Here is a 21078-nt window from a genome sequence, read left to right on the forward strand (position 1 = left end):
CGATGGCGCAGTAATATCACACGTCTGATACGCAAACCAACTTACCTACCCGCTCTTCGAGCTGACCTCCGGCTCCTTGCTCACACATCATTCACTCATTGGATATCCTGGGCCTCCAACGCTGTGCGAAATTACGGTCGTATGGATGATCAAGTCGTGGGGTCAGCCACACTGAGTGAAGCCTTCTTTTCCTTTCTGACTCGCCTCGATCGCAGAGTGCAGATACTACATATAGGCGTCTGTTCGCCTTCGAACACAACATGATTGATCGGAGACCGCCATTGGCTTATGTTCAGAGTACGTTGCCAGAAGGGGATACCGATGTCCGATCTCGCCACAGACAACCCAACACAAATCCTGCCACCCACCCCAAAACAGATCGCCTACGCCCGCAGGATTGCAGTCGAAAGAGGCGCCGTCTTGCCCTGGGAGATTCAGCAGGACCGGCGCGAGATGAGCCGCTGGATCGATGCCCAGCTGAACGATCCCGTCGCCGAAGGAGACAGGCGCCCGAGCTCGAAACAGGTGGCTTTTGCCGAACGTATTGCCCGGATCAAGAGAAGCGCTGTTCCGGACGAATGCTTTCGCGACCGCGGGCTCATGTCTCGCTGGATCACAAGCAATAAACCCTAACCCGCAAACCAGAGGGCGCACCCGCCTCCGTTCTGCCGCCAACGCGGTCAGATTGCTTGTGACCTCCGGGGGCTTGATCGACGAAGTGAGTTTCACCGCGAGGTCTTCAACCTCGCCTGGCAAAAGCAGGTGCAACTGAAATCAATGGATACTCTGCTAGGTCGCATCGAAACAAAAGACCATCTCCCGCGACGTTCTTGTAGATGGTTTGGCTGCGAGTAAGACTGGCTGCCCCGCCCGAATTGTTTGCAGGCCAGGCCTGTACCGACGGTCTCGACCCTGCCAGCGTTGCCGAATTCATGTGCCACGCTACATAGCCAATCGCCTCGACAATCTTTGAGGCGTTTCTGTAGCTGGCGACCTCCTATTGGCGGTCCTTTGCGACGGAATTTGCGACGGAAAGCCGTCGAAACCGAGTTTGCGGGACCAGATGCTACAATTGGCAAGAAGAGTACATTTGACGCGCCCAAACCGAAGCGGCGAGTAGGGCCGCAACGTTCGTGCAAGCCCGTGCGATGATCGTGGGCAGAGCCAGCCAGTTTTTGGAAACGACAGCGGATGACTTTGACGCTCCTGTGGTGGATTTGCAGCCCATCAGAGACCAAATCTCAGAACTTCAAGACAAGGTCGATCCGCAGGCCAAGCGGGACCGGTTGAGGGATGCTGAAAACATGATCTCAACATACGCTTCGGGGATGTTGTCCGAACTCCCGACCGAGGTACCTGCAACCCAATCGAGAGTGCTATTTTCGGCTGCGCCTAAGCTTTCGTTGATCGAACCAGCGCAGCGCTCCGTGCTTTCACTCGCTGAAATTGGATCAGATCAAAACTATCTGTCCATTCACCTTTCTCTCAACTTTGCACTACAAAAGCACTTTGAAACCATTCAAGCGCCCGTACCCGGCGTGTTGGTAATCGACCAAATCAGCCGTCCGTACTACCCAGAAGGAGAGGGAGATGAGAAGGGCCTGGATGACATAGAGGCAGATGGTGATCGAGCAGCTATGAAGAAAATCGTTAACTTTTTGTTTGATGAAACTGGTAGCCGTTCTGGCCTACAAGTTATTTTGATTGAGCACGCCTACATCGAAAGCGACGCAAGGTATGTCAAAGCAACTCGGGAGCGGTGGACAAAGCAATCCGGTGTAAAGCTCATTCCGGAAGATTGGCCCGCTAGAAGCTAAGTCGAATAGGGATGAACTGTCCAGCGATTGCCTTACACCAAGATATTCAAAGAATTCGTATTATTCCGATCTCTTGACAGTTGGGGGTGAGGATGTGCAGTAAACTCGTTTAGCCGTTTTGCGCGGCTGTGAACCTGGCAACACGTCAGGGACTGTGTTGCACGGATCGGTCGCTCAGAGTATTCCCAGCGTTTTCTGCGACGTGAGTGACGGTCGATGCCCCACAAATTCAATGATGCCCGTCGCGACAAGTTTCCCAAAGCAAAGTTCCGGGTCACGAACTGCTCGGATTACAACGAAAGTCTCCGGCGCCGCGGTGACGTGACGGTCTGGGTTTCTGAAGATGTAGTGGAGAAGTGGAGATCACCACGCCGCAAGACACGCGGTGGCCAGTTGCGTTATTCTGATTTGGCAATCGAGATCTGTCTCACTCTACGGGTCGTGTTTCGACTTCCGCTCAGGCAAACTCAGGGTTTTATGCGATCGATTGCCAGGTTAATGGGCATTGACCTTGTGGTGCCGGATTTCTCGACCCTGTCGCGACGTGGCAAGGGGCTAAAGATCACCCCAAACGCGGCAGCAATGAAAATACCAATCGCCTTCTCAGACAATACTTTCCCAAAGGCATTGATATATCGGGCTTTAGTCAAGCCAAACTCAGCGCCGTAGCCCGCCAACTCAACGAGCGGCCTCGAAAGACCTTGCAATACCTAACACCAGCAGAGAAATTTGAGGCCTGTGTTGCAGCGATCCGTTGAAACCACAGGGACAATGCGGACGCTCACAAGTCTTGCTTGGCAGAAGGTTTGTCTATCGGCAATACCGTGATTGTCTTAAAGTACAACACCTCTCCATCCTGCTTGCCGCCATGTGATTTGGCCCGCATTGTTGGAAGTAAAGCAGATCAGGCGTTCGCCTGAAGCAATGAAACGAGAGTACCCATGTGCGAAGCAGGCGAGTTTTCCACTCGGGTTTCCCTCAATGTCAACAAATCCGAGGTTTTGTTTGACGACTTGTTCAAAAGTTGGGGGCTCTTGTTCAAGGCTCTGGGTTTCAACATTAATTCTATTTCTTGGGAACGCGCGTGTTTCAATCTTCGAAAAACCTCGCTTTTCGATGCTGGCTTGAGCCATCGAAGCGTCTGTGCCGATCAAGACCTGTCTGTTTAAGAAAGCTACATCTGCATCAGGGATTCTCGCACACCCAGCGATAATCGCCAAGATTACCGCTAGCGCTAGCGTCATAAGGCCATTCGATGAAATCAATTTTGAACTCTCCAACCAAAGCTACCTAATTTTAACTTACGGCTGACGTTGGCTGATGTCGCAGTTCTTTGCAATGAGGGCTCACAGCCGTCATCTGACAACTTCTGTCAGGCATCAATGGCCTCCCAGCGCGCCAGAGGTCGGCCTAGCGGGACGAAGGGGACATTGGCACCTAAAGAGGGCAAGTAGTTATTTCCCACGCGAAAAAGCCAAGCGGCACCAAAATCGTGAGACCAGTCAATGCGTTAATGAGTAGGCTTCTCTTGAATTTCTTGATGCTAACCGCTGCAAGAAGCGCATCTTTCAGCCTAAATCTGTTATGTTTTGCAATGCAGTATGCCGTCAAGGACGCACCCAACAAAAAGAAGCCCATCGGCCACGAATAGGGATCAAAACACTCCAAGGCGAACCTATCTGACAAGCTCTGACCACAAAGTTCAATCATTTGGCTGCAGTATGGTCAACCAACAAGTAGGGCTCAGAGCAGTCATTGATCGTAAAGATTTGATTTTTGCAGCTCGAAGGTCCGCTCTAGGGAAGTCGAGACACACAGATTGCAAGTGCGGCAACCGGTTCCGTTCTCGTGGCTCTTAGTCCGCTTCGGGCTGCCAGCAGCCTGATGCCACCGTAGCAAACGGTAACGCTTTGCGTGAAACTCTGGGCTCAGGCACCTTGACCACCTGTAGAGTAATTCCCAGTCCAGTCCAACAATGGAACTAAGTTTGGCTGTGCGGGGCTAAGCGGACCTTCCATCCACCTGTTTGCTGTACTGATGTGTGTCCACAACAAACTCGCCAGAAACGCCATCAGGCAGCCAGAGCCTATCAGCGAACGTCTTGGTCAAAGTCCAGCCTTCTCGATCATAGAAACGCTGAGCACGAGTATTCCCGGCAGTACAAAACAGCACTGCTTCTGCAATGCCCTGCTTAAGAATCTCAGTTTCTCCATAGGATAACAATTCGGTCGCTATCCCTGACCCTCGCGCATTAGGACCGACATATAATTTCACGAGTTCTGAACCTTGCGTCGATACGAACCCAAGAACCCTGTCATCGACCGCGACATGAAGCTTGTCGGATGAACAGTGAAGCCAGGACCAAAAACACTCGATAGTTCGATACCGCAAAGCGCCCTTGGGAACGATGTTCGCGTGCGCATTGTGCCAGCCGTCATGCCAGATTTTTATGACCTCCTCGAAGTCATCGGGTCTTAATGGTCGGATACCTGCCATGGCCATATTCTACGTTGCAGTGATGGGAGTATCAAAGTGCACTTTGGGCTCAGAGCAGTCATCTGATGGTTTCGGTAGGGCTTACAGCCTATCGCGACGTGATCAACGGCGGCAGTGCGGAGAGGGTGTGTGAAAACACTGGCCCATGATCTCTCTCGTCGTGCTCGTTTTCAGCGCCTGTGTAAATGCTCTCTCAGAAGCGCGAGGGAATGCACATAAAGGGTGTTTTCGGCAAAATTCGCCGACCGGTCAGAGTTTTCACACAGCCTCCGGACATTGCTGCCGTTGGCCAGAACATTGCAGATGACCGTTTCAATGACAGAAGCGCAATGCCCCATTTACTTTTCAATTGAATTAGATTGAATAATCTCTAACAAAGCCTGCGCATTTGGTATGTAGTCGAAGGTCACCATTGAGGTGGTACGATCCCGTAGAAATGAGTGACCTGGGTGAGAAAGTCCCAACCCGAATGGCTGCACCAGATTAACTGACAACAATGTCCCGATTTGCAATGATGGATATGGGTGACTGGAAATCAGCGAATATGGATACGTTGTAGAATGAGGACAAGAAACCACGTACAACCTTACACCCAGCCGCCAGTTTCTCCCACGACGACATATGATAGCGCGGCTGTCAGTAACAAAGTAAACAAGGTTATATAGAACATATTGACGTTCGCTTGCTAAGAACATCGACCCAACAAGGAACATGAGGGTGGCCGCACTGTAAATCCAGATAGCTTCGTTGCGTCCAAATCGCGCTTCAGCATCAATAAAAAACACTGTGCTCCACATAACGACAACACCCACAAGAGCAGCAATGTGAATTTTCCGTTCATCACCGACGGCCTCTAGAAATCGCCGCCCATAGCCCGGCGTACCCGACCAAAGCAATTTTTCGTTGGGATCAAGGATTTCGCCCATCTCGGCATGATGAAAGCTTTGTATGGTGATGTCTTGCATTTGGCCGTTCTTACTTTGAACTTCAGTTTTAGGCTACCCCTTGGTGTAGGTCTGGGCTCGAAGCCGACCTTGACCATTGGTAGAGTCCCCCCAGACCAGTCCAACTAAGGAACGGAGGTCGGCTCTGCGGACAATGCCGTCATTCGATTTTGAGCCTTCGCGGACGCAGTATTTCCTCGCACGCGCAGCGCACGTTCTGCGGCGACGCAGCAAGATTCCAGTTTGCGGTCATTCAAACGCTCGATTGGAGCCAAATTCTAAACCGACTCTTCGGTGCCCGCACGACAGACAAGCACGGAGCGGACAAACCCGAAGTTCGAAAATTGCACCTGTGGCCCGGAAACAAGCCTTCCAGCACCGCCACGCAGCGCCCGACCTCTCCCCTAGGGAGAACGCCTTGCTATGTTTTGGTTAAAAAGAACCGTCAAAGGCAAAACGCGACGTTAAATACACTTCGTTATGGATTGCCCCAATACGGTCCTTCTGCAAACGGGCTTTGTTGTCCCAGAACGTCCAAAGGGACAAAATCAAACACCAAATCCTCCAAGTCAGCGTCGAGCAGCCCGGGGCACGCACTATTTTGAGCGACGTCTTCTGTCAAAACGTCGATAACAGCTTGAAATTTTGGCGCCAACTGAGAGGCACGGTCCCCGTGTTCCTGCGCAAATTCCAAAAGCAATCCAACCCGTACGATCGGACAAATCAAATCTGAGTTCTCATCGATTTCGCGCAGCGCCTTGTCCCAGCCGCTAAATTCTCGTGCCAGCCCTCGAATTTCAAAGAGCTGTGCGTATTGCTCTAATTTGTTGCGAGCGTAGTTTTCAAGATACTCCATCCTGTGTAGCCCGAAATAGATCGCATTCTGCGTATACCCGTCCCACCTTAACAGATCGGCACCCGCGTTTTCCACCGCTGCGCTCTGGTTTTTCAATTCATCTGCCAACTTGGTCCAATTTTTCGGATCATAAGGCGCTATCGCAACTTTACGCTGCAAATAGGCCAATCTGTCTTCGGGACTGGGAGAATCCTTTATTGGTGTAATCATTGCTTGCTCGATGATTTCATCACCGTAAGGGATTTCCATTAGGGTCACTGTGTGGGACTGACGGATCAACGTGTCGAGCAGATGGGGATTGTAAGGGTCGTTTTCCAGCGCCGCACGTGCGCGTTCTTTTTCTTCGGCCAGAACCTTTTCCGTCTGTGGTTCGAAATTGTGGAGTCGAGCCACGCTCCTGTCGTAGTATTCCGCCCAGTAGAGTGAAGACAGGCCGTGTTCTTCGACGTGATCGCGAACTGCGTCGGCTTGCGCAGGGGTCATTGGGTGGTTGTTGAGTTGTGCTAAAAAACGGTAGCGGTCCAGCGAAGGATCTTCACCAAGATCTTCCATCAGGGTCAATGCCATGTAAGGCCAGTCCTGGAAATTACGTTGCTCGACCAGGAGCTGGATTTTGCAGTATCGTGCAGCATCTTTGCCATCAAGATCGACCATCGGGGCAAAGTGATCGCAGAGCATCTCACCGATCTGATAGGAACCGCCGTAACCAGGGTGGCCGAACGAGAAAGCCCGGGTCAACGTCCCCCAGTTCGGCATTTGACTCATTGTTTCCTCAAACACCTGAAATGAATAATCCTTGTCGCCACCCGTATTCGATAAAAGGATGATCGCGTCCGACGCAGCGACCAACATCTCATTTTGTTCATAAGCCGCCCGCGCCAAGTTAAGCGCCTTCCCATGCAGGTCATAATGCGTTTGCAGCGCATCAGGATGCGTCTCGTTCGCATATCTGTCGCCGCGAACGATCCAACCAGCACGAAATAGAACCCATGTACGCGCAATCTGCGCGTAAGGTGACTGTGGCCGCGCATCGAGCCAGTCTTCGGTAAAGCTGATGACTTTGGGATGTGTGACGGCAAAGATACCATATAAGGTTCGAACGTCGTCTTCGGTAATCACTCCGCTTTCCAGCCCGCTTTGAGCAGCCTCTAATGCGGACTCGACAGCACTAAATTCCCGAGCATAGACAAGACCACGCAGATCTTCCCGTGAAACGTAATCGGGCGATTTTGCATGAAGCTGTGTGGAAAACAGAAAAACGCTAATAAATGTAAGTACGAATCTCATGAGCATGCCAGAACCAAGAAGCTAAGACCGTTAGCATCATGCGAATTGAATCTGACCAAATCGTGGCAGCTTCCACATATTTTCCAAAAACCTTACCAAAAACAGATAATTACGAGGTCGAAGCTCTTCGAGCAAATTTAGTTCGGCAGTATTTTGAAAGGTTTGACTTGTCATTCATCCTTTATATGAGGCCTTATGTGAGGATCGCGAACTTGCCAGCAGTGTTTCCAAAGGAACTTCAGCCTCCGAAAATAGATTAGCCACACTTGATCCTTTTCGCCGAAAAGCGACCCTCCGCGCTGCCCAGTGAAAGCTCACTTTGTCCGCGTCTTGCTCATTGCCTCACAAAATTTCGCTGCAACCGGCACGATTGGCTGGCTATTGCGCCGCGCTGCGGCACTGGAAATGACGCGCGTGCAGCAATATCTATGCTGCGAGCGCGCTCTGTGAAGAAACTTAATTCACAGGTTGGGCTCGAAGCGGACCTTGACCATCTGTAGAGTAAGCCTCAGGCCAGTCCAACAATGGAACGGAAGCGCTCAGTGTTAATACTCATAGCAGTTACTTTCCTCGTAGCATCAATGGCGCCGATGAGCGCTCCGGCAGATGTCGATTTTCCAGAGTTTTCGGACCAGAGAAAGCCATCATGCGCAGTGCTCTGGGAGATTGGAAATTACGCATCGAATAGAATAGAGTGCAATCCCCACTTTGAATTAGAGGCAAGAAGTTCTGATGGGGTCGTCTATTTCGGAGTGAGGAACATTGAGACCTCGTACCGCCCCTTGCCAGCAAGGAATGTCCTCGCTCTGGATGTTGCGCCAAAGCCAATCTCGGATTTCCTCAAAGATTTACGAAGTTGTGGAGATTCCAGCAACTGTCTAATCCTGAAAGACAGCCCAGAGATATTCAATCAATTAGTAGCACTAAATGAAGCGACTGATATCTGGGAGACGAATGTGTTGGGGGGAAAAGCTGGGCACACCGTCGAGTTCGGCAGTGTATTTCTTTAGGTCTGGAAAAACCGTTGTAAGCCTTAATGGTGCACTGAGTTCCTTTTGGATAACGCCAAACAGGGGAATCTTCAAATTCGCAATTTTTGATACGAAGTTGCCGTGATGGAAAACACTGTTAGTTTGAGCTGGCTCGGCATTCCAGTCGTCAGGTTGGATGCTTCAAATTTTTCCCATTCAATCTGAAAGAATGGGCTCAGAGCGGTCATCCGACGCTTTCGCTCGGACATCGAGCAGGTCGGGAAGCGCCACGGTCGGCTGTGCGGACAAAGCCGCCCCTCAACAACGATGGGAATATCCCAATGGAAACAAACCAAACAATCCACTAGAGATGGCCCCAACTTGCCAAAACTGGGTACGAAACCCAAGAAACGGAGTGAGTGTTCTGGAATGAATGGCTTAAGTCTTGTAGGTTTGGTTTCTCTTGTTACTTTGATTGCTGCTTCACCCGCATCATCTGACGACTTCGCTGAGTTGGTGTGTAGACAATACCGAGATTCGGGTGAGACTCTCGATGAATTCAGTAGCGGTGTCGTTGATGCACTCCATCGTGTTGGTGGATGTGAGGAAAGCGATTCCTGCTATAGGCTATCAAGATCCAGAACCAATGGCTTCAGCACGGCAATTGCTATGACCTGCCCCCCGAAACTTCCCTCGTTCTGATGTAGAGTTTTTCAACGAAATATCCCGCAAACTGGGCGTGTTGCATGGATCGATCTGCCGCGGTACTTCCAGCGTTTTCTCTGACGAAAGCGACGGTAGCTGCCATACAAATTCAATGATGCCCGTCGCGACAAGTTCCCCAAAGCTAAGTACCGGGTCACGAACTGCTCGGAATACAACGAAAGTCTCCGGCGTCGAGGTGACGTGACGATCTGGGTTTCTGACGATGTGGTGAAGAACTGGGCTTCGCCACGTCGCAAGACGCGCGGCGGTCAGGCACGTTATTCCGATCTGGCAATCGAGATTTGCCTCACGCTGCGGGTCGTGTTTCGACTTCCGTTCAGGCAAACTCAGGGTTTCATGCGGTCTATTGCCAGGCTGATGGGCATGGACCTCGTGGTACCGGATTTCTCGACCTTGTCGCGACGCGGCAAGGGGCTGAGGATCGCCCAAAACCGGCGAGCTGCAAGTAAGCCGATCACCCTCATTGTGGACAGCACGGGTCTGAAAGTGCGCGGCGACAACGGCTGGCATGAAGAAAAGCACCCCACCAGGAAAGCCCGCAAAACATGGCGCAAGCTCCACATCGCCCTCGATCCGGTAACGGGCAAAATCACCGCGACGGAGTTGACCACTGAACATGTGGGCGATGAAACGGCACTGTCAGCTTTGCTCACTGACATTGATGACGATGTGAGCCGGTTTCTGGCGGATGGTGCCTATGACGGCCAAGGAGTGGCAGACTGCCTGATTGAGAAGTTCGGACACGGGGTTGAGATCATTATTCCTCCGCCGAAAAACGCGGTTCACGGCAAGAACGCACAACGCAACCACCATATCGATGTCATCGCTCAAAATGGCAGAATGAACTGGCAAACGAAGACGGGATACAACGAGCGATCACGGGTCGAAGCCCAGATCGGCAGATGGAAACAAGCTATCGGCGATCGCCTGCAAGCGCGTGATTTCGACAGTCAGATCGCTGAAGCGAAAATCGCGTCAAAGGCGCTCAACCGCATGACTTCTCTCGGTCGTGCGGCGTATGAGCGTGTCGTCTGAAGTGATGGGGTAAGGGGCAAATCCGCCTCAGTCCTGATCCATGCAACACAGCCGGGCTTCGCGTAAAAATCGCTCAAACCACGTCTCGAAAGTCGGCCGCACAATAAGGCACAATCAGTTCAGAAATCGGCGCAAGGAAACCGCGTTTGCGAAGCGGGTCCGCACTCATGTCGAGTAGGAGTTCATCGTGATAGTGGCACATGTGAAGCAGAAGTGTGGCGGAACGTGCTGGTCCTTCTGGCATCCAAGATTGTTTCCAGGACTTGAGCGCATCGATATCGCTTTGCATGGCCTCAGCATCCGGTAGGAGCACACGACCTGCAACGACTTCCGCAAGCCATTTGGCCTGAAGCGCGAAGGTCGTCACACTCATGAAGGAGGACGCCCGACCCACGAATGCAAGGTTTGACACCGTGGGGTGCAGGACATGGCGGTATAAATAGAACCCATCCGGCCCATCATCCAAAGAGTTGAGTATCGACTTCGGTAGATATGGGTAGCCGGTCTTCCAGCCTGTGCCGAAGACCACGCAATCAACCTCGAGAAAATCCCCGTCTGCAAGGTCGATCCCGTTGGAAGAGAATGCACTCACACCTGTTCGATGCGCAGAAATCTTACCTGACCGGATAGAGTTGATGAGCTCCGGACGTGGAACCATGGTCACTTCCGTAAACGCGTCGAATTCGACAGGCGTCTCAGGCATCAGGGTCTCACCACGCGCGATTTGCATTCGCAATCGTTGCTGGGTACTGAGCAGCAGTTCTACGACACGCCAGAACAGCCAGGGCAACGGATATCCTATTGAGTGGATAGCGCGCACGATTGGGCTGGGCCTGACATACGGAGGGATCAGGGCTGCAACAAGACGTGTAAGCATTCCCCATTTGAAGGGAAGAACACCCAGCAATTTGCGCGGTACAGGCCAGTGTGCGGTTCGGAAAACGAGGTGAACCTTTTCCGCGACACCCACAGCCGAACCCGCTATATCTGTGGCACTTTTTCCGTAACCGATTACAGCGACACGACGGTCTTTGAGTTGCGATATGTCTTTGATTTCGCTCGCGTGAAGGACTTCTCCTCCAAAATCTTCACGTTTGGGAATGTTCGGAACATTTGGCGTCTCTGAATAGAGCCCGGCTGCAACCACAACGAAATCGGTCTCAATACTTTCAGAATTTTCGGAACCATCAACCTCAAGTAACCACCGGTCACCTTTGCGCTCAATCATGGTGACGCGGGTGCCTAATCGTAGGCACTCTCGTATACCGAAATGATCGCAATAGTCCTCCAGATACTCCCGAAAGACCGGCCCCGGAGTGAAATGAGACGCTTCTTCGGACAGCGGAAAATCCGGGAATTCGTACAGATCCTTTTGCACCTGAACGCCAAAATCGTGGTAGCCATCCGCCCAGACGCCACCTAGGTACGGGTTGCGATCAAAAACCTTGCAGTGGATGCCAACCCTCGTCAGGCATTTTGCAGTAGCAAGCCCAGACACCCCCGCACCAATGATAGCGGCGGTTTTGACTTCCCCCACTATCATGCCTCAATTCCCCGTCGCAAAATTCGCGATAAGCCCAAGAGAACGACGCCCAGAAGCCAGAGCGCCAGAACATAGGCACCGGAAACAGTCCAAAGCACCCAAACCCAAAGGCCTTGCCAAATTGTTTTGGTTTGGTTCAACCCGGTCTGACTGAGGCGAGAACTCAAAATGAACAGCATATTGAGCAGTCCTATGGCTGCGCCGATTGCTGTTCCAATCCAAAAGAAATCGCCCATAATAGCCCCCCAAGGCGATATCAGGATATCACGAAATCACAGTTTTAGATAGCAAGGCGGCCAATAGTGCTTTGGAAATCACAGACGGCGTCGAAGTCGTTGCGGCCGTCATACCCCCTGAGAACCTGTTCAAATTCTTAGTTTGTCCACTCGGGCTTTGAAGGTGTTGTCTAATCGCACGGCTCGGATCAAGTTTTTCTTACACTTTGAAGATCGGTTGCCTGGTGCATGGTTGTCTTCGCGGTCGACATCGGTCGCCGCATGATGGAGCTTCGCGAGGGGAGCCTTCCAAATGTAGACGACGCACTGAGCTGATCCAGCGGTGCAACACCTTCAGCGGAATGGCTGTGCTCACGTCCCGGCGAGGACGTTAAAGTGTACTCAAAGTATTAAACGCGAGCCGTGCGATTAGACAACACCTTCAATGCCACGTTGAACACCTCAAAGACCTGTTTGATCGGTGTTGTCACGTTAACTGCCGTTCGGTTGCTCATGTCAGCAATTGGACGTAGGTGACATCGATGAAGTCATCATCAATCTGCTACAAGCGCCACCGATTTCCTCCTCAGATCATCGCGAACGCGGTGTGGCTGTACGTTCGCTTCAATCTGAGCCTGCGGGAAGTTGAAGAGATGCTGCTGCAGCGCGGGATCGATGTGTCCTAAGAAACGGTCCGGCGTTGGGTCATCAAATTCGGGCCGGCGGTAGCTCGAAACCTGCGGCAGAGACTGAACCGTTCAGGTGGTGTCTGGCATCTGGATGAAGTTGCCGTGAGAATCTCAGGTCGCAAGTATTGGCTTTGGCGCGCAGTCGATCAGCACGGCGTCGTGCTGGTCGAAATCCTCCATCCAAAACGCAACAAACGGGCGGCAAAACGGCTGTTGCGCCGCCTGATCAAGCGTCTTGGTTTCATTCCCAAGCGGATCATCACAGACAAACTACGCTCGTATGACGTCGCTAAGCGAGAGATCGCGCCGGGGTTGGATCATTGGTCGCACAAAGGTCTCAACAATTGAGCTGAAAACAGTCATCTCCCTTTCCGAAAGCGGGAAAGGACGATGCATGGCCATCGCTCTCCGGGAGGGTTGCAAAGGTTCGTGGCGACCCACTCAGCAATCCGCAATTGCTTCAGCGTCCCCGCTCGCCGCCGCTCCGCCTTAACAATCCGATATCACCGCCTCGAGGCCTTTGACGCCTGGAATGCCGCCACTCAAGCTGCTTGAAGTCCGAGAAACAGCATCTCTATGTGGATTGCGAGTTAACGTGACAACGCCCTGTCGGGCATCACTGCGCTTGTGAGGCTGCGCGGAATCACAAAAGGACAGCCGGGGGAGCGGTCGGAAACCCATTAACCGGGACACGCAGCCTCAGCCTATGTTTTCGAATGCTTCAGGTACCCTCTACCCCCAAGCGGGGGCAAGGTTACGCTACCAGATGGGTTGATCTGGTTTACACCTGTTTTTCTCAGCCGGGTCTCTTGCCAAACGTCTGTTCAATCACAGTGTCGATTTCATCCCTGGCCATCTCGATCACAGCGCCCTTCACCTCGCCATAGGTGCCGAACTCATGACCGCAGCCGTGGCACGATATCACCTCGTCGTCCTTCGGCGGGTTGAGTTCGCTCATACCAACCGGGTGCCCGCATTCTGTGCATTGGAACGTGATGCGGTTTCTCTTCTTCGCCATGGGGGTCTCCGACTCAGGTAGAAATGTTACCGTCTGGTGGTTCCATATTGAGAGCAAACTGCAATGGGTCAATGCTGCGGATCTTGTGCCTCAGTCGATTAGCAAGATTAGCGGGCTTAGCTCAGAAAAGAGCGAAACCGCAGCCACGCACCTTTTATCATCCCGCCACCACAAACCTGCCATGCGCGAGCCACACTTGCTAATTACATCCTTAGCTAGTGTCGATGCTATCCCAGAACGGTAACGACATTGAAACCACCGGCACGCCCTTTAGGTGTCGGTGGTCTCTTATTTGGGTTCCAGCTTTTTTGACGCTCTCCTGGCACTGGTGCGGTATTTGGGCGGCCATGTAGCAGATTGATCTGCTGAACTGATGGGGTATGGGGCCAATCCGCCTCAAATCCGATCCATGCAACATGATCGGAATGCGGATATACCCTACGAGTGCCACGAGTAGGGCCGCGGCTGCTCTTTTGTCCGCGGCCCTTGTCACAGAATCTCCGGGCCTTACGCGATATCGTCGTAGAACGATTGCTCCGTCAGACGATAGTAATCGCCCGTGGTTTCGAGAAAGACACCCGCGGTACCGTCGGCGAAGGTGAAGAACCGCGGGTCCGCGCGGGCGGGATCGGTCCCGTCACCGGCCAGATCGTTGATCGTCGTCTCAACGCCATTCTCATCGACCAGATTGAGTACAAAGACATCGGCGTCGATCATGTCGAAGGGATCAGTTGTGCCGAAAAGCGTGCCGAGATTGAGATCGCCAAAGACCATGGTCAGCTCATCGCCAAAGGACTCTTCGGAGATCACCGGACCGGAGGACGCCACGAACTCGCCCGGACCGACGCGCCCATATTGCGCGAAAGGCTGGATGAATCCCGCCTCTGGGGTCGGCGCGACGCCGGTCGCCGGGGGCTGGGTTCCCAACAGACCGGCGATGCCGTTTTCGAGCGGGTTGTCGGGGTCGAAATCGCCGCCGACATAGAAGGTGCCTTCGCGCGAGAGCCCGTCTTCTGCCACGCCCCAGCCGAAATTCTCGATCTCGGAGGTGTCCATGATGTCGTCGAGCCGGACAATATTGACCTCTTCGGAGGTCACGCCGCCAATATCGGCAAAGGCGAGATAGTCCTCGCCACCGTAATCGGCGATCTCCAGATGTTGCACATTGCGCAGCCCCTTGGCGGCCAACTCAACCGAGCCTGTGTCGGGGTCGATGATGAAGAGTTTGGAGGGCAACTCATCCTCGAGCTGTGCTCCGGTGCGCCCGTTCAGCCCGAAGGGCAGGTTGTCGCCCGTGGCCCAGAGGATCTTGCCATCTGGGGTGAACTCCATGCCAGTGCCGTGATGGCCGGTGACGGAGGATTGGACCTCGAAGGCGGCGATGGGCTCTGGGTTCGCGAGCTTGTTACCGGCCAGATCGTATTCATAGATGATCTGATATTTGATGCCGACATCCTTGGGGATGAATATCGGGAAGCCTTCGAGATCGCTGGCCTCGAGCCGGTAGAGGTCATCGACGAATTTGGGAACGAATGGGTTGCCGAGGAAGATATCATCCTGCGGCACGATGCCGGGCTGCTCAAATTCCGGCAGGCGCATGACCGAGAAGAGGTCGTCCGCCCCCTCGGGCAAGGTGTCACTGGTGAAGGCGACGTAGACCTTGTTGGCATTGCCACCGACCATATTGGCGATGCCTTCGCGATCGTCGATGAGGAGTCCCTCAGGCGCGTCTGTTTCCGCGTCGAAGATTAGCCGGGGATTGCCGTCGCCATCGGCATTCACGCGGTAAATCTTGCCCTCGTTCTGGTTGATCCCGTAGATCGACTGTTTAATCGCCACGGGGCTTTGGAAATTGGTCTCGCCATCGCCGCCGGGGATGGTGCCGACCTTTTCGATCACCAGGGTGATGTCGGAGGGCAGGACCGGATTGGGCTCCAGCGAGGCGATTTCCGCCAGTTCGGCGCTTTTTGAGGCCGCCGGGGGCTCAGAGATAGGGGCTGGCGCCTCGGGGGAGGTTGCCACGAGTTTGGCACCGCCGCGCGGGCCATCGGAGTCACCGACACTGGTCAGGTGCACACCAAACTCGACATTGGCGATGTCGTCCAATGTCAGGTTGCCATCGCTGTTGGTGAGCACAATGCTCGTGGTTTGGATGTTATCCTTACCCGTGCCGGGCGTTCCGAGGGCGACGGCGGCATCAAACGGATTGGCTGCGCCGTTCATATTCACGCCGCGCCCGAGATTGACCACATCACCGGTGCCCTGACCGGTGACATCATCGCCCGTGGCTTCGAGTCCTTCCAACCGCGTATAATTGGCCAAGTCGAAGAAGAGGCCGCGCAGGTCGGTCGTGCCGCCACCGGTTTCCAGCACAGTCACCGTGAACTCGATCGTTCCGTCTAGCTCCGTGGCAATAACCTCGACATCGGGGGACTTGCCGACACCGGGGAGTATGAATGTCAAGTTTCTTTCAATGTCCATTTGGTTGCTCCTGTTGGATTAAGGTGCGGAACCACCCAGTAACAAAACCGAAAATGACCACCTATTACATTCTAAAAAAGCAATTTATTAGCAAAACAGGCATATCGCCAAACTGCAATCGAAGTCTGCCTGCGGAGAGGTTACGCAGCGTCATTGTTAGCGAAACCGAGTGGAATGACAACGTTCATACTTTGCTTTAGACATGGCCCCACCCACCCTGGTCTTGGGTGACCTGGATGCAGCCCTCCGAGGATTTCTTCTAGTATCCACGTTTTTGGGGGGCGTGTTGCATGTGTGGATACCTCCGTTTATGCAAGTGTTTTGGGGTATTGCGGGCGTGGTGCACGGATCGAGCTGTTGCGGTAGTTCCAGCGTTTTCTCTGACGCGAGCGACGGTAGATGCCCTACAAATTCAATGATGCCCATAGGGACAAGTTCGACAAGGCACAGTACAGCGTTACAAATTGGTCCGAGTACAACGAAAGCCTTCGACAACGTGGCGATGTGACGATCTGGGTTTCTGACGATGTGGCACAGAATTGGTCATCGCCACTCCGCATGACACGCGGCGGTCAGGCGCGTTACTCCGATCTGGCAATCGAGATCTGCCTTACTCTGCGGGTCGTGTTTCGGCTTGCATTGAGACAAACTCAAGGCTTCATGCGGTCGATTGCCAAGCTGATGGGCATGGAGTTTGTGGTGCCAGATTTCTCGACCCTGTCGCGACGCGGCAAGGGGTTGAAGCTCGCCCAAAACCGGCGAGCTGCGAGCAAACCAACCACCCTCATTGTGGACAGCACGGGTCTGAAAGTGCATGGCGGCAACGACTGGCATGAAGAGAAGCACGGCACCAAGAAGGCCCGCAAAACATGGCGCAAGCTCCACATCGCCTTCGATCCGGAAACCGGTGATATCGCCGCGACTGAGTTGACAATGGGTGACACCGGAGAGGCAGAAATCGCGTCTTCCAACCCTTTCAGTCTGCGCATGATCAATGTGCGGTGCGCCCAAGGACAGACATAGCAAACATAGAGGTGGTATCGGCCCACTTCGGGTGCAAACCTCGCACCGGGATCAGTCGATATCCAGTTGCGGAAATCGGTTTCCTGACGGTGATAATGCCCGTCCTCAGACGCCAGAATGTCGCCTTCGCGAGTCTAGGCGCCATCAATCAATCTACCAGCCATCACAACCTCCTGTTTGGGTGCCCAGCAGTATAAGCTGCCGGGGCCGTTGTTTCTCTTAATCAGCGGAGTCTTGTTCTGATTGCTGTGCAAGATAGCTTTCATAAACAAGGCCGTAAGCCGTGTGGCCGCCCAGAACACCGCCAAGCGGATAGCCCTGGTTAGAGCGCCAGTCATCCATAACCTCGGCCAGGACAGAGGCCCATGTTGTGACTTTCACACCGGCCTGGCTCATCCGCAGCATGGCGGCATCACGAGTCACTTCATCCCATGTGCCCGACGCATCAACGACGGCATAGACGTCGTAACCTTCGGCAACTGCCGACAGCGCCGGAAACAGCAGGCAAACATCGGTCACTATGCCCGCCATAATGATCTTCTTGCGACCTGTCGCTTCGATTGCAGCTTTGAACTCTGGCGATTTCCATGCGTTGATTTCGCCAGCGCGGTTGATGACGGTGCCACCAAGCACATTGGTGATGTCGGATAAAATCGGGCCATTGGAACCTTCGGACAAGGATGCTGTGACCACGGATGGAATACCTGCGGTTTTGGCCATGTTGGTCAGACCGTTGATGTTTTTGCGCAGGGTTTCAGGTTGAATGTCACGCACACTAGCGAGCAATCCAGTCTGGTGATCAATCATCGCCAATACAGCGTTATCTGGCGTCAGGAATTCTGAGAATTTGTCAGGCATGGGAGTGTCCTTTTTTGTTGGATTGAGGAGGTTAGGTAAGCGTGCCGACCAGAATGAATTGAACGTCGGTCGTGGCTGTGAAAGTGCCATTGGCACCACGGGTCAGATCACCACCGGTCAAATCCGTTGATGCAAACCGCCCATTTCCTTTGGCGACATAGGCCAGGTAAGGCGTTGTCAGTTCGATGCTCTGACCTGCGGTAAGCATGGCCACGTCGATGGTGGTCTTGGCCGCGAAGGACTGCGTGTGCTCTGGCGAACCGCCATAAATACGGACTGTCTCACCCCATGTCGGGCTGAACTTTTTGTACCCGGCGGGTTCGCCCTTCACTTCGGGCAATACCCAAAGTTGCAGCATTCGGTTCTGGGTCTCATCGGGGTTCACTTCGTTATGATTGAACCCTTCGCCGCCAGCCCGTTGGACTTGCGCGTCGTTGGTGTCGAGCGATCCGCCGTGTTCCAACGACCCCTGATGCGCGACGCGGCCCTCCACCATGACAGAGATCACATCGATCTCTTTGTGGGGATGCATGGTCGTTTCACCTTTGGGATTGAACCGCGCATCAGCCAGATAAACGAAGTTGCCGATGCCATCCCAAGCTTCAGGGTTGGCGCGGTCACCCCAAAGCCTTTTGTCAGTTACAAGACGATGCTCCTTCAAGCCCGCGAAGCCGCCTTCAGTCAGGGTATCGCGGTGCAGAATTTCCAAACTTTGCGATGTCATAGCGTGTCCAATCAAGCGTGTTGCATTGCTTGGTCAGAATATGAAATTGTTCTTAGTGTGGTTCAATTATGCATAATAGCAAAAGAAAGTTCTAAAAATGGAACATCGAGACTTAAACGATTTGGCCGTTTTTGCAGCTATTGCGCAGGCTGGCAGTATTACCGGAGCTGCCAAGAATATGAAGCTTCCGAAGTCAAACGTCAGCCGCAGGCTTGCACGGCTGGAAGACCGCCTTGGTGTTCAATTGATTGAGCGCAACACCCGCAGCAGTCGGCTGACTTCGATTGGTGTTTGTTACGCCGATTACTGTCGTTTGATGGTGGAAGAGGCCAATGCTGCCGATGCTGTTGTTGAGACAAGTCTGGGCGAACCGGCTGGGGAGTTGCGGGTGTCAGCCTCAGTACTGGTCGGACAGCAACTCATTGCGCCTGCGATAGCGGCCTATGGTCAGCAGTTCCCCAAAGTGCAGGTCATCCTGGAGCTGACGAACAGGAGGGCAAACTTGATTGAGGATGGCTTTGATCTGGCATTCCGCATTGGTGAAAAGCCGGATTCTTCAATGATGTCACAAGCGATAGGGACGTTTCCTTTTGGCCTTTATGCCAACCCCGTTTATTTGCGCAGTGCGGGCAACCCTCAGTCGCCCAGAGATTTGCCGCACCATCGGTGCTTGATCATGTCTAGCGGGTTCAAAACCACACGGTGGAAACTGAAGCAGGACGATGAAGTCATAGATTTTTCTGCCAAGGGCGCCGTCGTCGTCAACGACTTTTTAACCCTACGTAACCTGGCTATCGCAGGCGGCGGTATCGCGATGCTTCCGGCCTATGCAGTACACGCAGAGTGTGCATCTGACCTGCTTTCATCTGTCCTACCAAATTGGAATGCTTCCAGTGTGCCTCTGTCGGCAATCTATCCGAGCCGTCGCGGCGCGACTCTCAAACAACGGGCATTTATCGACCATGTAAGACAAGTTGCAGAAAACTTGACTTGATTATCGATAGTGGCGCCAAAACCGACATTGATACGGAACGCAGCAAGCGACCTTTGGGCTCGTTGTTGCAGTTCTCTGCGGCTTGCATGATTGACTGGTGGCAGCCCTAAGCCGACCTTCAAAAAGACATTGCAAACTCCGAATTGCGAACAAAGCAGGCGTTCGGCTAGGTTCACATTTTCAGAAAATGAATTTGCATTTCTTTTCTGCGCATTGGATCGGGCGATTGAAAGTTACAGCCTAAATACTTCTGTGAGGGTAAACCGATAGGAAGAACTGCCGAAGATAATGTACTCAGTCAGAAATCCAAATTGCTTAAGTGAGGGACGCCGTGACTTCTGAGAACGCCCAAATTTACCTGTCTGACGACGAACTCGGGGGTTTAGGCATCCAACCTTCTGAAGTTGCTGATGCCATCGAGACTGCCCTAATAGCTAAGGCTGACGGCAAGCTTCACACTTCTCCCAAGACAGTCATCTTGCCCGGCGATGGGCGCTACGCAATGTCAACTTTGGCAATGGGAGATGATGGATTCATCGTGACCAAGCAAGTTACAGTGTGTCCGGAAAATCCGGCGAGGGGTCTTCCCGCGATAAATGGTGCCATCATGGTTTTGGATGCGCAAACTGGATTACTTCGCGCGGTCTTGGGAGCGAATTGGATTACGGCAGTCAGAACTGCGGCTTTGTCAGTGGTGGCAGCGCGTCGGCTTGCTGACCCTCATGCCGAGACGGTGGCTTTTGTGGGCGCGGGTGTGCAGGCTCACTCCCATCTAGCTGCGTTTTCAGAACTGTTTCCCCTGAAACGAATCCGCGTGTTCGGGCGTGGTAAAGAGAATGCCGACAAGCTTTGTCGTCACGCTCGGGGAATGGGGCTCGAAGCTGAAACTTGCGCCAATGCCAAGGACGCTTTGAGTGATGCCGAACTGATAGTGACATCGATAACGTTGGACTACTCTATTGAACCCTTCTTGGATGCCCGATGGCTGAAGCCGACTGTCTTCGCCACCATAACTGATGCGTGCATCCCGTGGGTGCCGGCGCACATGACTGCTTTCAAAACGGTAATTGTCGACGACCGTTTGCAGGAACTGGAAAGCGACAAGCCGATGTTGCCATACGAGCAAATTGCTGGCGACTTGACGGAATTGGTCGCTGGCAAAATCGACGTCCGAGCACGCAAAAAACCGGCGGCTTTTGCTTTCAGAGGGATTTCATTGGGGGATTATGCTGCTTCGGTCCTCGCGGTTCGCCGGTTCACCGAAATACCCGTGATGTGAGGCCAAAGACATGAACATCCACTTTGGAATTAGATACCGAAATGGTCGCTTTGGGCCCAGATTTGCCATTCTCTGCGATCAGTTTAAATAGTTGGTCGCAGCCCAGAGCTGCCATTCGCGCA

General features: G+C 53.2%; 17 protein-coding genes and 3 pseudogenes. 10 read left to right on the top strand and 10 right to left on the bottom strand.

All coding sequences use genetic code 11. The annotated features are described in order from the left end of the window. Positions 1–321: 321 nt before the first annotated feature. The 4 genes and pseudogenes from AB1E33_RS24940 to AB1E33_RS24955 form a co-directional block, all read left to right on the top strand. Positions 322–633: a hypothetical protein gene (locus AB1E33_RS24940; RefSeq protein ID WP_372579943.1), complete on the top strand. Its 312-nt coding sequence runs from the start codon at positions 322–324 to the stop codon at positions 631–633. A 515-nt stretch (positions 634–1148) separates the two neighbouring features. After that, entirely contained in the window at positions 1149–1817 is a 669-nt protein-coding gene (locus AB1E33_RS24945; RefSeq protein WP_372579944.1) for a DUF3732 domain-containing protein, read from the top strand. 216 nt (positions 1818–2033) lie between these two features. Next, positions 2034–2327: pseudogene (locus tag AB1E33_RS24950) on the top strand (transposase); the annotation flags it as partial. A gap of 14 nt (positions 2328–2341) precedes the next feature. Next, positions 2342–2575 (top strand): annotated as a pseudogene (locus AB1E33_RS24955) (transposase); the annotation flags it as partial. 75 nt (positions 2576–2650) lie between these two features. Here AB1E33_RS24955 and AB1E33_RS24960 read toward each other — a convergent pair. The 4 genes from AB1E33_RS24960 to AB1E33_RS24975 all read right to left on the bottom strand — a co-directional run bounded on the left by AB1E33_RS24960 (position 2651) and on the right by AB1E33_RS24975 (position 7400). Beyond that, a complete protein-coding gene (locus AB1E33_RS24960) occupies positions 2651–2971 on the bottom strand; it encodes a hypothetical protein (protein WP_372579945.1) in 321 nt (106 codons plus the stop codon). Between the two features lie 847 nt (positions 2972–3818). Further along, positions 3819–4313: a GNAT family N-acetyltransferase gene (locus tag AB1E33_RS24965; protein WP_372579946.1), complete on the bottom strand. Its 495-nt coding sequence runs from the start codon at positions 4311–4313 to the stop codon at positions 3819–3821. 338 nt (positions 4314–4651) lie between these two features. Continuing rightward, complete coding sequence (locus tag AB1E33_RS24970; RefSeq protein WP_372579947.1) at positions 4652–5278, bottom strand: hypothetical protein; 627 nt, start codon at positions 5276–5278, stop codon at positions 4652–4654. Positions 5279–5735: 457 nt separating this feature from the next. Continuing rightward, on the bottom strand, positions 5736–7400 hold the full coding sequence (locus AB1E33_RS24975) for a hypothetical protein (protein WP_372579948.1): 1665 nt from the start codon (positions 7398–7400) through the stop codon (positions 5736–5738). A 542-nt stretch (positions 7401–7942) separates the two neighbouring features. On the opposite strand from AB1E33_RS24975, the gene AB1E33_RS24980 reads away from it, so the two are divergent. Both AB1E33_RS24980 and AB1E33_RS24985 read left to right on the top strand, forming a co-directional pair. Further along, entirely contained in the window at positions 7943–8410 is a 468-nt protein-coding gene (locus AB1E33_RS24980) for a hypothetical protein (RefSeq protein ID WP_372579949.1), read from the top strand. Positions 8411–9172: 762 nt separating this feature from the next. Next, the gene (locus tag AB1E33_RS24985; protein WP_372579968.1) at positions 9173–10132 is read left to right on the top strand and encodes an IS5 family transposase; all 960 of its coding nucleotides are present in this window, start codon (positions 9173–9175) and stop codon (positions 10130–10132) included. A gap of 73 nt (positions 10133–10205) precedes the next feature. On the opposite strand, the gene AB1E33_RS24990 is transcribed toward AB1E33_RS24985, so the two are convergent. Beyond that, positions 10206–11675, bottom strand: coding sequence for a flavin-containing monooxygenase (locus AB1E33_RS24990; RefSeq protein ID WP_372579950.1), 1470 nt, complete (start codon positions 11673–11675; stop codon positions 10206–10208). After that, a complete protein-coding gene (locus tag AB1E33_RS24995) occupies positions 11672–11911 on the bottom strand; it encodes a hypothetical protein (RefSeq protein ID WP_372579951.1) in 240 nt (79 codons plus the stop codon). The genes AB1E33_RS24990 and AB1E33_RS24995 overlap by 4 nt, the downstream gene beginning before the upstream one ends. A 521-nt stretch (positions 11912–12432) precedes the next feature. Here AB1E33_RS24995 and AB1E33_RS25000 point away from each other — a divergent pair. Beyond that, positions 12433–13134: pseudogene (locus AB1E33_RS25000) on the top strand (IS6 family transposase). 241 nt (positions 13135–13375) lie between these two features. On the opposite strand, the gene AB1E33_RS25005 reads toward AB1E33_RS25000, so the two are convergent. Together AB1E33_RS25005 and AB1E33_RS25010 are read right to left on the bottom strand one after the other, a co-directional pair. Beyond that, a complete protein-coding gene (locus AB1E33_RS25005) occupies positions 13376–13597 on the bottom strand; it encodes an FmdB family zinc ribbon protein (protein ID WP_372579952.1) in 222 nt (73 codons plus the stop codon). A 507-nt stretch (positions 13598–14104) separates the two neighbouring features. After that, on the bottom strand, positions 14105–16078 hold the full coding sequence (locus tag AB1E33_RS25010; RefSeq protein WP_372579953.1) for a PQQ-dependent sugar dehydrogenase family protein: 1974 nt from the start codon (positions 16076–16078) through the stop codon (positions 14105–14107). Between the two features lie 399 nt (positions 16079–16477). Here AB1E33_RS25010 and AB1E33_RS25015 point away from each other — a divergent pair, with 399 nt between their 5' ends. Next, entirely contained in the window at positions 16478–17101 is a 624-nt protein-coding gene (locus AB1E33_RS25015; RefSeq protein WP_372579954.1) for an IS5 family transposase, read from the top strand. 219 nt (positions 17102–17320) lie between these two features. Here the strand turns inward: AB1E33_RS25015 and AB1E33_RS25020 are convergent, their stop codons facing one another. Both AB1E33_RS25020 and AB1E33_RS25025 read right to left on the bottom strand, forming a co-directional pair. Further along, positions 17321–18049, bottom strand: a complete 729-nt coding sequence (locus AB1E33_RS25020) for an isochorismatase family protein (RefSeq protein WP_372579955.1) — start codon at positions 18047–18049, stop codon at positions 17321–17323. Then, entirely contained in the window at positions 17991–18683 is a 693-nt protein-coding gene (locus AB1E33_RS25025) for a pirin family protein (protein WP_372579956.1), read from the bottom strand. Before AB1E33_RS25025 ends, AB1E33_RS25020 begins: the two co-directional genes overlap by 59 nt. Before the next feature lie 97 nt (positions 18684–18780). On the opposite strand from AB1E33_RS25025, the gene AB1E33_RS25030 reads away from it, so the two are divergent. Both AB1E33_RS25030 and AB1E33_RS25035 read left to right on the top strand, forming a co-directional pair. Beyond that, positions 18781–19677, top strand: coding sequence for a LysR family transcriptional regulator (locus AB1E33_RS25030; protein ID WP_372579957.1), 897 nt, complete (start codon positions 18781–18783; stop codon positions 19675–19677). Positions 19678–20008: 331 nt separating this feature from the next. Then, complete coding sequence (locus tag AB1E33_RS25035; RefSeq protein WP_372579958.1) at positions 20009–20956, top strand: ornithine cyclodeaminase family protein; 948 nt, start codon at positions 20009–20011, stop codon at positions 20954–20956. The last annotated feature ends 122 nt before the right edge of the window (positions 20957–21078 follow it).

It is taken from the genome of Ruegeria hyattellae (assembly GCF_041537925.1).
Taxonomy (GTDB): Bacteria; Pseudomonadota; Alphaproteobacteria; order Rhodobacterales; family Rhodobacteraceae; genus Ruegeria_C.

Coding starts and splice junctions, on each gene's coding strand:
- AB1E33_RS24940 (WP_372579943.1), top strand. CDS start 322: ATGTCCGATCTCGCCACAGACAACCCAACACAAATCCTGCCACCCACC.
- AB1E33_RS24945 (WP_372579944.1), top strand. CDS start 1,149: ATGATCGTGGGCAGAGCCAGCCAGTTTTTGGAAACGACAGCGGATGAC.
- AB1E33_RS24965 (WP_372579946.1), bottom strand. CDS start 4,313: ATGGCAGGTATCCGACCATTAAGACCCGATGACTTCGAGGAGGTCATA.
- AB1E33_RS24970 (WP_372579947.1), bottom strand. CDS start 5,278: ATGCAAGACATCACCATACAAAGCTTTCATCATGCCGAGATGGGCGAA.
- AB1E33_RS24975 (WP_372579948.1), bottom strand. CDS start 7,400: ATGAGATTCGTACTTACATTTATTAGCGTTTTTCTGTTTTCCACACAG.
- AB1E33_RS24990 (WP_372579950.1), bottom strand. CDS start 11,675: ATGATAGTGGGGGAAGTCAAAACCGCCGCTATCATTGGTGCGGGGGTG.
- AB1E33_RS24995 (WP_372579951.1), bottom strand. CDS start 11,911: ATGGGCGATTTCTTTTGGATTGGAACAGCAATCGGCGCAGCCATAGGA.
- AB1E33_RS25005 (WP_372579952.1), bottom strand. CDS start 13,597: ATGGCGAAGAAGAGAAACCGCATCACGTTCCAATGCACAGAATGCGGG.
- AB1E33_RS25010 (WP_372579953.1), bottom strand. CDS start 16,078: ATGGACATTGAAAGAAACTTGACATTCATACTCCCCGGTGTCGGCAAG.
- AB1E33_RS25015 (WP_372579954.1), top strand. CDS start 16,478: ATGCCCTACAAATTCAATGATGCCCATAGGGACAAGTTCGACAAGGCA.
- AB1E33_RS25020 (WP_372579955.1), bottom strand. CDS start 18,049: ATGGCACTTTCACAGCCACGACCGACGTTCAATTCATTCTGGTCGGCA.
- AB1E33_RS25025 (WP_372579956.1), bottom strand. CDS start 18,683: ATGACATCGCAAAGTTTGGAAATTCTGCACCGCGATACCCTGACTGAA.
- AB1E33_RS25030 (WP_372579957.1), top strand. CDS start 18,781: ATGGAACATCGAGACTTAAACGATTTGGCCGTTTTTGCAGCTATTGCG.